12 protein-coding genes are annotated in these 12,493 nt (G+C 35.0%); 5 read left to right on the top strand and 7 right to left on the bottom strand.

What is annotated here, in order from left to right; genetic code table 11:
• Positions 1-470: 470 nt before the first annotated feature.
• Both AC1DVK_RS22875 and AC1DVK_RS22870 read right to left on the bottom strand, forming a co-directional pair.
• Complete coding sequence (locus tag AC1DVK_RS22875) at positions 471-1,331, bottom strand: tyrosine-type recombinase/integrase (RefSeq protein WP_477627445.1); 861 nt, start codon at positions 1,329-1,331, stop codon at positions 471-473.
• Positions 1,332-1,697: 366 nt separating this feature from the next.
• Complete coding sequence (locus tag AC1DVK_RS22870; RefSeq protein WP_477627444.1) at positions 1,698-1,952, bottom strand: hypothetical protein; 255 nt, start codon at positions 1,950-1,952, stop codon at positions 1,698-1,700.
• Between the two features lie 373 nt (positions 1,953-2,325).
• Here AC1DVK_RS22870 and AC1DVK_RS22865 point away from each other — a divergent pair, with 373 nt between their 5' ends.
• Positions 2,326-4,494 (top strand): zinc-ribbon domain-containing protein, encoded by a 2,169-nt coding sequence (locus AC1DVK_RS22865; protein ID WP_477627443.1) that lies wholly within the window; start codon positions 2,326-2,328, stop codon positions 4,492-4,494.
• Positions 4,495-4,662: 168 nt separating this feature from the next.
• Here AC1DVK_RS22865 and AC1DVK_RS22860 read toward each other — a convergent pair whose 3' ends face one another.
• Positions 4,663-4,866, bottom strand: a complete 204-nt coding sequence (locus tag AC1DVK_RS22860; RefSeq protein ID WP_053346496.1) for a hypothetical protein — start codon at positions 4,864-4,866, stop codon at positions 4,663-4,665.
• 305 nt (positions 4,867-5,171) lie between these two features.
• Entirely contained in the window at positions 5,172-6,020 is an 849-nt protein-coding gene (locus AC1DVK_RS22855) for a pyridoxamine kinase (RefSeq protein WP_061463131.1), read from the bottom strand.
• A gap of 209 nt (positions 6,021-6,229) precedes the next feature.
• Between AC1DVK_RS22855 and AC1DVK_RS22850 the strand changes: the two genes are divergently transcribed.
• Entirely contained in the window at positions 6,230-6,769 is a 540-nt protein-coding gene (locus AC1DVK_RS22850) for an ECF transporter S component (protein WP_096340597.1), read from the top strand.
• Positions 6,770-6,908: 139 nt separating this feature from the next.
• Here AC1DVK_RS22850 and AC1DVK_RS22845 read toward each other — a convergent pair whose 3' ends face one another.
• Positions 6,909-7,094 carry a hypothetical protein gene (locus AC1DVK_RS22845; RefSeq protein WP_477627442.1) on the bottom strand — a complete coding sequence of 62 codons (186 nt, stop codon included), beginning with the start codon at positions 7,092-7,094 and terminating at the stop codon, positions 6,909-6,911.
• Between the two features lie 193 nt (positions 7,095-7,287).
• Between AC1DVK_RS22845 and AC1DVK_RS22840 the strand changes: the two genes are divergently transcribed.
• Positions 7,288-7,602, top strand: coding sequence for a tyrosine-type recombinase/integrase (locus AC1DVK_RS22840; RefSeq protein WP_477627441.1), 315 nt, complete (start codon positions 7,288-7,290; stop codon positions 7,600-7,602).
• Between the two features lie 515 nt (positions 7,603-8,117).
• The gene (gene yyaC, locus AC1DVK_RS22835; protein WP_089362125.1) at positions 8,118-8,651 is read left to right on the top strand and encodes a spore protease YyaC; all 534 of its coding nucleotides are present in this window, start codon (positions 8,118-8,120) and stop codon (positions 8,649-8,651) included.
• A 93-nt stretch (positions 8,652-8,744) separates the two neighbouring features.
• On the opposite strand, the gene AC1DVK_RS22830 is transcribed toward yyaC, so the two are convergent.
• Together AC1DVK_RS22830 and AC1DVK_RS22825 are read right to left on the bottom strand one after the other, a co-directional pair.
• Positions 8,745-10,055: a CitMHS family transporter gene (locus AC1DVK_RS22830; RefSeq protein WP_477627448.1), complete on the bottom strand. Its 1,311-nt coding sequence runs from the start codon at positions 10,053-10,055 to the stop codon at positions 8,745-8,747.
• A 252-nt stretch (positions 10,056-10,307) separates the two neighbouring features.
• The gene (locus AC1DVK_RS22825; protein ID WP_034313052.1) at positions 10,308-11,171 is read right to left on the bottom strand and encodes a LysR family transcriptional regulator; all 864 of its coding nucleotides are present in this window, start codon (positions 11,169-11,171) and stop codon (positions 10,308-10,310) included.
• Positions 11,172-11,320: 149 nt separating this feature from the next.
• Between AC1DVK_RS22825 and AC1DVK_RS22820 the strand changes: the two genes are divergently transcribed.
• Entirely contained in the window at positions 11,321-12,448 is a 1,128-nt protein-coding gene (locus tag AC1DVK_RS22820) for a 2-methylaconitate cis-trans isomerase PrpF family protein (RefSeq protein WP_318687837.1), read from the top strand.
• Positions 12,449-12,493 lie beyond the last annotated feature (45 nt).

Below are 12,493 nucleotides of genomic sequence, written 5' to 3'. Positions count from 1 at the left end.
CAGTATGCCAATTATTTGAGTCGTGTCGAACTATTAACGAATACGTGTGTGTGGATGAGCGTGGTTTCTGTATCATCTACACACTAAGAAACCAACATACTGCAGGCTGCTTACATGCACTCAGATTAAAACCCGAGAACTCTTAAAACGGCCACCACGAGCAATTCAGAGTGTTGTACGTGTGCATGTGTGCTTTAAGGATTCACTAAACTCAAAAAATGACTATGACTCTCTATGTTTCTGCTTAACGGGTTCAGTTTTAAGATGCAAAATAGAAACGAAAGAAGTCTCTAGTTCAAATCTCAAAATAAATGCATGTTATTCCGTTAGACAATTTAAAGAGAAAAATAGCTTCGAGAATTCCGCCGAGCCACTTTTCTTTTTAATATGCCTTATTTCGTAAAGCACCCAATTGCACACTTCAAGTTCACATTCTATAATTGGATTCTCGCTTGTAAATATTATCCTTTTCACTTAAAACTATTTAATATTGAAGTCTGCATATTGACTAAATTATCAATGTCATTTATATGTTGTTCAATAGTAGTAACAGATTCTAAAGTAAGTTTACTTATTTCCCATATATAATTGCCATTTGACAAAGCCTTTGAAATAAAAGTATTTGATAAAATAGTAGGTGTGCAATTCTTTCCTAAAATTGTTTTGGTTAAATTACCAATGTATGTACTAATGAAGTTTTCATCCATTTGCATAACTTTGTCTAATTTATTATCATCTGCTAGACTTGTACAATATTCTTGAATAATTAGTTGTAATTCTGACTTTAATGGTAATTTCACTTCGTTCTCATCTTTCCATATGGTCAGTTTATATACACCTTCATCATAAACAAACTGATTGTTTCTTAAAGTTGCAATATACTTTCTGCTTAACCCTGTAAAAAGAAATAGTCCTAAAATCAAACGCTCATTTAAATTATTGTTGTTCCTGCAAACAATAAAATTTACTAATTTGACATATTCGTCTTCTTTTAAAATTTCTTTTTGTTTTCTTTCGTATACAGGTTTTGTAACTTGGCTAATAACTTCATGAGTTTTACCTTTTAAATAAGTGTATTCAAAAAATCGCTTTAATGCACTATAGTAATTTACTTTCTCAGCATCACTACACTTTAAATTTTTTAAAAACGTATCAACATCAAAATATGTTAATGCATTCAATGGCTTGTCCTTATTCATTTGCAATCCCATATACTCTGAAAAGAATTTATTAATTCTGCTTTCATAAAAGGTAAGGCTTCTTCCACTAATTCCATAGGTTTCTGTCATTTCATTTATAAGTTGTTTAACAATTGGATAAAATTGATACACAAACCCCACCTCAAATTCCGTTTTTTAACACTATATATGTACTATTTTAACAGAAAAATCCAATGGTTTTATAAAAAGTACATGAGATATGTAAATTGACATGTGATCTCCATAGTTATTTTTTATTGTTTGTATTTTTAAGTAAACAAGTTTGTTTCTGTACAGTAATTTATACTGTCCAATACCTATCTCCTGTAGAGTTAACTCTACATATTCGAAGTACTAGACAAGTTATATTTCGTTCTGTAGCAGACAATATAAAAGACGGGTTTTATTAGTTTGGTGACGATATCTTGTAATGCGATTATATGTACATTTATTTGTTAAATTTAAAAAAGGAGATAACCCAAATCTGAGTTATCTCTATTAATACTTTTTATAATGACCCTCCCAATAGGCATAGACATCTTCAGCCGATGTTCCAATCTCCTTGTTTTCTTTACGCCTCAATTCTCCTTTATAGTCAAATAATGATGTTACGGGTTCGTTCATAAACCTCTCTTGTCTTTCTTTCTCATTCTTTAATTGAAGCTTTGCATCCTCTAGGTTTCTCTCATTCAATCTGCTTAGTATAAGACCTGTTGAACCCTGAGTTAGTGTGTCGATATTTACACCCTTCATAGCATTATGAATAGCCTTTACAACCGTTTCCGATCCATACTTTTCAGCCTAGATATATCCATATTTCATATAACCACCTTTGTATATATGTTACTATTTTGAAGCAATAGTTTTTTATAATGCCTCTCAACATAAAAAAGGCGAATCTTCCAAGTTAAGAAATCGTAAATTAGTTTACTTGTTTAAATGAAAGCACCATATAGTTCCAAAGAGCATCCTTAGATTATTATAGTTTTTTATTTTTTAGCAACTTATACAGGGGAAACCTATTGCAATTTCTAAAAGGTTTCCAGTCAACCTTCTTTTTATACGATTAACTAAATATCTAATACACAAAGATAAATTTAACTACTAGTGAAAAGAGATGTTATTTATGAAGAAAAGTTTCTATGATTGGTGTATTGAGAATGGCAAAGAACATTTGTTATCCGAGTGGGATAATGAAAAGAATAAAACCATAGAGACAAAAAAAATTGGATATGGTAGTAATAAAAAAGTATCGTGGATAGGTAAATGTAATCACGAATGGATATCTACTATTAAGAATAGAGTTATGGGAAATGGTTGTTCTATATGTTATGAAAATACTGGTAGAAAGATAGTGCATAGACGAAGCTTAATTAAAGGTATAAATGATTTAGAAACCAAACACCCAGAATTAGCAAGGGGATGGCATATCACTAAAAATGGAAACTTACTCCCATCTGATTTTATGATTAGTAGTCGTACTAAGGTTTGGTGGTTGTGTCCAAAGTGCAATCAAAGTTACCAAAGTAGTCCAAGTGACAGAATAAGAGGTAGAGAATGTCCTTATGAGATATGTCGAAAAAAGAAACAAGCAGAAAATATTAAAAAAGCACTATTAAAAAGAAGGGGATCACTATTAGAGCATAATAGTGATTTAGCAAGAGAATGGCATCCATTCAAAAATGAGAAACTTACACCTAATGACATAAGTCCACGCAGTGATATAAAGGTATGGTGGTTGGGTACTTGTAATCATGAATGGCAAGCAACTCCAAGTAACAGGGTGCGTATGAATAGTGGATGCCCTATTTGCAATAACAAGGTAGTTTTAGTTGGCTTTAATGATTTAGCCACAACACATAAAGATTTATGCACGGAATGGAATTTTACAAAGAATGATGATTTGTTGCCAACAAACCTAGTGGCAGGAACTAATAAAAAAGTTTGGTGGCTTTGTGACAAAGGGCATAGTTTTAAAGCTTCTGTTAGTAACAGAGCAAAGAAGAACGGTACTGGCTGTCCTTATTGCGATATGGAAAGAAAATCTTCTTTTAATGAAAAGGTTATATTTTATTACTTGAAATTGCTATTTGATGATATTCAAGAAAACTATCGCCCTCATTTTCTTAAGAAAAAGGAATTAGATATATATATACCAGGTCTTTCTCTTGCAATTGAGTATGACGGTGAGTATTATCACAAGAATGCTTTAAAAGACATAAAAAAGAATGAGTTGTGTGAAGAGAATGGGATAGATTTAATTCGCATAAGAGAGCCGAATTGTCCAGTATTACCCAAAAAAATTAATCGCTTTGTGAGAAAAACATTGAAAGAGAATGAATTGAAGTATTGTATTGAATTTATTATTACTTATGTGAATGAAAAATATAAGATGAACCTCATAGCAGATATCGACATATACCGTGACCGACCCAAAATATTGGAAATGTATTTAATATCCGAAAAAGCGAAGTCACTTGCATTTATGAATCCTGATTTAGCAAAAGAATGGCATCCTATCAAAAACGGTAATTTATCATCTGAGAATATTTCTTATAGTTCGAATAAAAACGTTTGGTGGTTAGGTCAATGTGGACACGAATGGGTGGCTAAAGTTAATAATAGATTAAATGGAAATGGTTGTCCTATTTGTTATGAAGCTACTGGTAGAAAAATAGTGCATAGACGGAGCTTAAATAAAGGAATAAATGATCTGGCAACCGAAAATCCGAAATTAGTAAAAGAATGGCATCCCAATAAAAATGGAAACCTACTTCCGTCCAATATACTGGGTGGAAGTAGTAAAAAGGTTTGGTGGTTAGGTAATTGTGGACACGAATGGGAAGCTGTAATAAATAGTAGAAATAAAGGTACTGGGTGTCCTTTTTGTGCTAATAAAAAAATTTTAAAAGGATTTAATGATTTGGAGACGAAAAATCCGCAATTAGCAAGAGAATGGCATCCAATAAAAAACGTAGATTTAAAACCTAGAGATGTAATTGCTTATAGCGACAAAAAGGTTTGGTGGTCGGGTAATTGTGGACATGAATGGGAAGCTAAAATAAGTAGCAGAAATAGAGACAAGGGTACTGGATGTCCTTATTGTGCTGGTATAACAAAAAAGACTATTGAGGATATGCAAAGATTTGCTCATTCAAAAAATGGGAAATGTTTATCTAAGGTGTATATTAACACAGACACTAAACTACTTTGGCAATGTGAAAAGCAACACACTTGGGAAGCCACTCCTTATTTAGTTACTAAAAAAGGAAAATGGTGTCCCTATATCTATTGAAGATTTATTTGAAATTGAATTAGTTCAAACTGAAGAAAACCACCAATAGCAATTACTGGTGGTCTTTTGTATAAACAGGAAATTTATTGTAAAAAATATTATTATCACTAGCTTTTCTTTCTTTATTAATTCCCCTTAACTGAGCTGAGGTATATTCCTTAGCTTTTTTCATTCCTCTTCAAGCCAAGGTTTATCGTTAAGTTTACCCTTTTTTAATAGTTCATAATATAGGTGAGTGAATGCTTTAGCCATTAATTCCATATTAGGCTCATTAGCATAAGTAATTTTACAAGGCGGTCTATCTTCTTTATTTGTTTTTGCACTCCATGGAATTTTTGCGTTTTTTAATTCTAAGCAACCTAATTGACGCATTTTCTTTATAATTTCTGATCTATCCTTATCAGGAAATAGAGCTTCTAATTCCTCGATTGTAGATAATATTGTTTTTTCTTCAAGTAATTTTTCTTAATCTTTGTAAAGGTCTATGGAAGTTAAATATTTTCAAACTTTAACGAACATAAATACTGGCTGTTGTGAGGTAAATAGAAAGTTTCCTTATTATTTAAGTGATTTTTTACAATATTCGGCAAAAATAAGTACTATTTGATTTATACAAAAAGCTCGGTTAGTCAAAAAGCCGAGCTTTTGTTACTCTATTTTTTCCATTTTTAAAGCATTCATAATAACATTCGTAAATATTTTTCGAAGTTAACTCCTTCTACTTTAGAAATTTGCTCCAAGGAGGAATCATTGATAGCCTCTGTCAGGAATGCCACTGCGAGCTGTACGGATTTTTCTAGGTTCTCTCCACGCATCATGCTTCCCATAATCACAGATGCAAATAAATCACCAGTACCTGAATAGCTTTCACCGTTATACTGCGTCGCACTATAAAAGGTTCTACTTCCGTCCAAATACATATTTCCGATAAACTGCTTCTCTGAATCTGCTGACGGTGGATTCATTCCAGTGATGATAACCTGAGCTCCCGTTTCTTGCTGCAACATATTCCCTGCTTCTTCTATCGCTTTAATATAGTCCTCTTCGTTAGAATAGCTATGCAGCTTTTCATAAGACAATCCGGTTAATAAACAGCACTCTGTAACATTTGGTGTAATGACATCTGCACGCTTCACCAGTTCTCTCATAAGTACCAGTAATTCATCGGTAAAAAGTTTATAGACTTCTCCTATATCCCCCATTACTGGATCAACAAGTAAAATGGTTTCTTTTGTATAAAATTTATCTAAAAAATGGAAAATATTATTAATTTGTTCTTCACCAGTAACGAAGCCGGTATAGATTCCATCAAAGGTTACATTAAGCTTGCTCCATTCTTCTATGAAGTATTTCATTTTGGATGTAAAATCTTCACAAAAAAAACTTGGATATCCGGTTTGCGCAGTCAATATGGCCGTTGGTAAAGGGCATGCCTGCACGCCCATGACCGAAAGAACCGGAATTGCAGCTGTTAATGAACATTTTCCAAAAGATGATAAATCCTGTAGTACAGCAACTTTTTTCATAATAACCTCCATATGGCCTATCCACTTTAAACTTTATTTATCTTATCATAAATCAGCTAAAAACAGTCATCTCCTCTCTCTTTTCAATACGTATAATACCTGTATTTTTTATCAACTGACCTCATAGTTTTTTAATAAATTGACACTTTTATAGACACCAGTCTTTTGCTAAAATCATAGGAAAATTCTAGTTAGGAAGGTTTACAGATATGCAAAATACACAAAGTTATTCAAGGTCAAGTCAAAAAACTATGGATTTAATTATTACCGCAATGTTGATTGCACTTGTGTTCCTATCTACTTTCTTTTTGAATATTAAACTGCCAATTGCCGCAAATGGAGGGTTAGTTCATCTAGGAACAGCTATGCTTTTTATTGCATCTATTTTATTTGGTCCTAAAAAAGCAGCTCTTGCTGGTGCGATAGGAATGGGGTTATTTGATATAGTTGGAGGGTGGACATTGTGGGCACCTATCACCATTGTGGCGCGTGGTTTGCAAGGATATATAGTTGGTAAAATCGCTTGGTCAAAGGGTCGCAACGGTACTAGCATTGCTTTCAATGTAATAGCAACAATCGTTTCCATTCCATTTATGATAGCTGTTTATTATATTGGTGAAGGGATTCTATACGGTAATTGGATTGCACCTTTAGCTTCGATACCTGGAGATCTCGTTCAAAATATATTAGGAATTATCGTTGCCGTTCCAGTTTGTGTGGCTTTGAAAAAGGTTCCTTATTTTAAGTAAATTCGCTATAAAGATAAACGTCAAGTAGCCCCCAAATACTACATGGATGGTGTATTTGGGGGCTATGTTTTGTTTGCTTCCCTTTTTATCGGTACTCTGCATGCAGAGGGTAAACTAGATGACCACGACAAGACTTTATCTATTTCTTTTTTTCATTCTTAAGTCTTTTAACGTGAGCTCTCATTTTATCTAATTCCTTTTGTTTCCATTCTTCATCATTTGCCAATGCAGAAAATAAAGCTATCGTGCCTAATTTGTCGAATTCTACATCTCCAGATCCACCTTTAGTAAAACTAAAGTATAGTTCCGTAAACGCCTTAGCCATTAATTCGTAGTTAGGTTCATTTACAAAATAGCCATTTCCTCACAGTTTTTTTCTTGGTTTACTCTTTTTCACATTAGAATAGTCCTTTTACGTAAGGGTGGAAAAAAGGATGTAGTGGCAGTCTCTCCTCCGTCTATGCAGGACATAAAAGATTACCTAGCTGTACGAACGCAACGTTATAGGGGCTCAAATGATGATACGGGCCTATGTATTCTTGACTAGGGTGAATGATGGAGCGACCCCTCTTTCCAACCGCGCGATTGAGGCACTAGAAAAGAAGTACACGAAGGCATTTAAGTCCAATAAATCGATGTCCCCACACAAACTTAGGCATACTTATGGGACAAACTTAATGGAGCAGTCAGGAGACATCCATTTGCTGATGACTCAACTTGGCCATACTTCAACCACAACAGCTGCCCTATATACTAACCTTGAGCAGGAGAAGGCTAAAAAGGCCGCGAAACTGTTGGGAGAGAGAAGAACCAATTATCGTGAAAATGATTAAATGAAAAGGAGGAGATTTTCTGGTCTTCTCTTTTTTTAGTATGTGTGTAGAATGGAAAACATAAGATACCATCTATGCTTCTGTCATTTGTAAAGGCTATTTATTTGGTCGATAAATGCCTGTATGAATTTCTAAGAATAGCTCTTTACAAAGGGCGTATATCATTAGTTAATCTAAAAAACGTATAATAAAAAAGGAGCCTTCCCCCCTCCTACTCTCAAAATCAATTATATAGGTTCCTAGAACGCTGATTACATTAATTAACTTTGTATATTGGTGTACTTGGTTGTAGCTTTAAAATAAAGTCGTTACGTTTTCTAGTTGTAAACCAACTGCCACTTCCTCGCCAAATAAATTAAAGGGCATGTTTTGAATTCCTGCCATTTTTCAGAGTGTTAGCTATCATTCTCAAACATATGCTTATATTTACATGCATGATGTCTTTTTTGTTCGTATAATAGAACAAAGGGGAATTAAGATGAGTCTAATTTACAAGAAGAGGAGCAATTTGTTCTGTGGAACCAAAAAGCGAAGAAATAAACTGCTTAGCATTAAAAGTCAAAGAGATTATTCAATCTTCTGGATGTCAAAATGAAGATGTAATCTTTCTGTGTATTGGTTCAGACCGATCAGTTGGGGATTCATTAGGCCCTTTAGTCGGGACAATGCTTAAAGAACATATGGTGCCTTATCGTGTTTACGGTACTTTGGAAAATCCCGTTCATGCATTTAATTTAAAAGACACGTTGAAAATAATAAAAAAACAATTCAAAAAGCCTCTTATTTTTAGTGTGGATGCTTGTTTAGGGAATCAAAACCAGGTCGGTTATGTTTTCTTGAAGGATGGACCTCTTGTCCCAGGGAAAGCTTTAAAAAAAGTATTGCCGGAAGTGGGAGATTATCATATTACAGGAATGGTCAATTATATAGATCCGCTGCCAACGATGCAATTTTTAAATGATACTCGTCTATACACGGTTATGAACCTTGCGAGAACAATCGTAAAAATAATTACTCTAGCTAGCGGCAAGACTTCTGGAATTAAATAAAAGAATGGGCTGCGCCAAAACCACTAATAATAATTGGTTTTGGCACAGCCCTACTTTGTTTAAGTTCGAAGAATTTATTAGATAACATTGTACTTAAATAATAGCCCCTGTCAAGATAGCAACAATGATAAGGACTAATGAACAAATTAGAGCCCATTTAAATGCATACCGCTGTTGTTCCCCGATATCTGTTTTTACCATCCCTACTAGTAAGAGAGTCGATGCCACGAGTGGACTTAAGAAATGTACAGGCTGGCCCAGTACGGAAGCTCTGGCAATTTCTAAAGGACTCACTCCGTAAGCTTCTCCTGCTTCGGCAAGAATTGGCAAAACACCAAAGTAGTAAGCATCATTGGATAAAACGAACGTAAATGGCATGCTGGTGAACGCAACGACCATCGGTAAAAAAGAGCCTAAAGAATCCGGAATGATGGTCACTAATGAATTTGCAATGGCGTCTACCATTTTCGTTCCGGAAAAGATCCCTGTGAAAATACCAGCCGCAAATACTAATGTGACGACGGTTATTGCGTTTCCTGCATGTGACACGATTCGCTCTTTTTGCTGTTCTAGATTAGGGTAATTAATGATTGAAGCAAGCACAAACCCGATTAGAAACAACACAGTTACCGGTACGAAGCCCATTACAAGAATGACCATAACAGTGAGCGTCAACAAAAGATTGATCCATATTAATTTAGGGCGCTTTAAATCGTCTTGTATGGCGGAAGCTACCGCTGCTTCAGCAAGAGCTCCTTTCATTTCAGGTGCAGCTTTGATATGAACAACACCAAGCCTTTTGCGCTCTTTTTTCCCAAGTACGTAAGCGGTAAAAAGAATGGCTGCTATTCCTGATAATAGTGTTGGGATAATCGGAACAAAGAATTCATTTGCATCGAGACCTAAAGATGCTATTGCTCTCGTTGCAGGTCCTCCCCAAGGAGTCATGCCACTCATAATACTTACAGCCAGCATCGAAATAGTGGCAAGAATAAGTGGATTCATACCAAGGCGTAAGTAAAGAGGCAACATAGCGGAAATCGTAATCATATGAGTCGTGGTACCATCACCATCCAAGGCAACGGTCATTGCGATTACTGCTGTACCTAACGCTATTTTTACCGGATCCCCTTTTACGATTTTTAACATAGTTTTAATAAGTGGATCAAATAATCCAGCGTCAATCAGAACTCCGAAAAACAAAATAGCGAACAATAGCAAAGCGGCTGAAGGTGCGACAACCTTTATTCCATCGAGCATCATATCTCCGAGCTCTGGACCGAATCCGCCAATTAATGCAAAGATAATTGGAATGACCACTAGAGAATTAACAGGTGATAACCGTTTAGACATGATTAAATAAGTGAAGACAACGACCATTGAAATTCCAAGTAACGTAAGAATATGAATCCCTCCTATTAAAGAAACCGCTTACAAATCAAATGAAAAAGTTTGAATAGTTAAAAAATATTATATAATATCTTCTGTTTCCCAGTTTCTTTGTTTTCTATTTTTAGAATAGTTCATATCATCAAATAAGTGAAATACATATTTTTTTTACTTTTTCGAAAAAAAAACTTATAATCCATTTTATATTAAATTAAGAAATACAAAAGAGCACTATGAAATTTTCAATAATTTCATAGTGCTTTTTCGTTAAAGATTGGAATTTTTATTCAAGAAATCAATAAAGTTTTTCACAGTAGAGAGTTTTAATGAATCCTGGTTATACATTAACCATGTATTTCTTAATACCGGCTTCCCATTTTTGTAAGATAACCCGTATGTATGCAAATTATCTGAAGGCTGCAGGCATATTTCCGGCAGAATGGAAACACCAAGATCATTTTTGACCATCTCTTTGCACGTCTCCTGCCGATCCGTTTCCATAGTTACAAATGGCGGCTCTGGAAATCTATCATGCCACCAGCCATTTATTAAGTTTTTTAAAGAACTGTCGGTCTTATAATTTATGAATGGAAGTTCCGGCAAATTATCCAAGTCTACCTCTTTCTTAGAAATTAAACAAAGTCTTTCTTTATGCAGTAACGATTTGATTCCATACCATTCATAATTTCCACGCAGTATGCCTAATTGAACACTAGAGGAATCCAGAAGATGCATGATTTCAGTGCTCCAGCCTGTATTCACATTAAATTGTACATGAGGATATTGTGTTGAAAACTTTTTCAATATTTCTGGTAGTTTATATTGGGCAAAGTTGCTGGAAACGCCAAGCCTTAACGTTCCTCTAACTTCATTTTTCATATTCAGCATATAATCTTTCGTTTTTTGCAACTTTTTCACCATTTCTTCCGCATAGCCCGCTAAATGTATCCCTTCTGAAGTGAACTCAATGCCTCCTTTTATTTTGAAAAATAAGTTCGTGCTAAATTCTTTTTCTAAATTTTTAAGCCGGTACGTTAGCGCCGGCTGCGATATATATAAACGCTCTGCGGCACGGCTAATGTTTTTTTCTTCATATAGTACCCTTATCGCAATCCAATCTTTTTCGTCCACTTAACCATCTCCCGATTTTTTGATTATAAGTTTTTTTATCATTTTCACTTAAAAAATATGTATTTTACTTATGAACGAACTTATCATACTATATTTTCAAAGGAACCGGTAGTGCTATAAATATTGATTTGAGAAAAGGTGGTTATACAATGAAAGTACCAGTAGTTGTAATGCGCGGCGGGACAAGTAAAGGTGTGTTCCTTAACTTTGAACATATGCCTTCGAATCGCTCACACTGGGAAGGTTTCTTACTTGACGTGATGGGCAGTCCGGATCGGAGACAGATCGATGGTCTTGGAGGAGCGAATTCATTGACAAGTAAAGCGGCGATCATCAAAAAATCAGATTCACCAGAATTCGATGTGGAATATACATTTGCTCAGATCAGCATCGATAATCAAATGGTTGATTTTAAAGGAAATTGTGGTAATATTTCATCTGCTGTAGGACCTTACGCAATTGAGCACGGATTAGTTCCGGCAAAAGAACCTGTTACAACGGTGAGAATTTTTAACTCGAATACACAGAAATTGATTATTGCAGAAGTAGAGGTTGAAAATGGACAAGTGAAAACAGAAGGCAGCTGCTCAATTCCAGGCGTGCCTGGTAAAGGATCACCTATCTATCTTTCTTTTACTCGTGCTGAAGGAGCAGTTACAGGGAAACTATTCCCTACAGGAAATCCAATTGACATGATTAAAACGAAGGATCGACTGATTCAAGTTTCAATAGTTGATGTTGCTAATCCACTTGTTTTTGTAAAGGCACAGGATATTGGTCTAAACGGAAGCGAATTGCCCACTGAATATTCACAGGAAAAATTAAATGAACTAGAAGAAATTCGGTCGATTGCAGCTGAAATGTGTCAATTTTCCGATAAGAAATCAGCAACTGTCCAATCTCCTGCTGTGCCTAAAATGACCCTAATTGCTCCTCCTATGGATTACGTCGACCTAAACGGATCGGAAAGAAAAGCGTCAGAGATGGATTTAATGATTAGAATGATGTCGATGCAAAAGCCCCATCAAGCGCTTGCTATTACTGGAGCAATCTGTGCAACTGCAGGAGCTTACTTACAGGAAACGATTTTATCTGAGATGGTGAACATCAAACAGGAAATTTTTCGATTAGCCCACCCGGCGGGGATAATGGAAACAAAAGTTGATTTTTTGGCAGGACACATACGCGCTATTAAAGTGGTACGTACAGCGAGAATCATTTTAGAGGGATACGTGTACACGAAAAAAAATTACGAGCTTTCCTATCAATTAGCTTGATTTGAAATGATTTGCAAATTACGCAAAAAAAATTATCTATCACTT

The organism is Peribacillus sp. P4_B1 (assembly GCF_056402395.1).
Note: the sequence above shows the minus strand (reverse complement) of the source record. Positions and strands in the feature narration are given on the sequence as shown.

Coding starts and splice junctions, on each gene's coding strand:
- AC1DVK_RS22860 (WP_053346496.1), bottom strand. CDS start 4,866: ATGCGTCAATTAGGTTGCTTAGAATTAAAAAACGCAAAAATTCCATGG.
- AC1DVK_RS22865 (WP_477627443.1), top strand. CDS start 2,326: ATGAAGAAAAGTTTCTATGATTGGTGTATTGAGAATGGCAAAGAACAT.
- AC1DVK_RS22870 (WP_477627444.1), bottom strand. CDS start 1,952: ATGAAGGGTGTAAATATCGACACACTAACTCAGGGTTCAACAGGTCTT.
- AC1DVK_RS22855 (WP_061463131.1), bottom strand. CDS start 6,020: ATGAAAAAAGTTGCTGTACTACAGGATTTATCATCTTTTGGAAAATGT.
- AC1DVK_RS22840 (WP_477627441.1), top strand. CDS start 7,288: ATGATACGGGCCTATGTATTCTTGACTAGGGTGAATGATGGAGCGACC.
- AC1DVK_RS22820 (WP_318687837.1), top strand. CDS start 11,321: ATGAAAGTACCAGTAGTTGTAATGCGCGGCGGGACAAGTAAAGGTGTG.
- AC1DVK_RS22850 (WP_096340597.1), top strand. CDS start 6,230: ATGCAAAATACACAAAGTTATTCAAGGTCAAGTCAAAAAACTATGGAT.
- AC1DVK_RS22845 (WP_477627442.1), bottom strand. CDS start 7,094: ATGGCTAAGGCGTTTACGGAACTATACTTTAGTTTTACTAAAGGTGGA.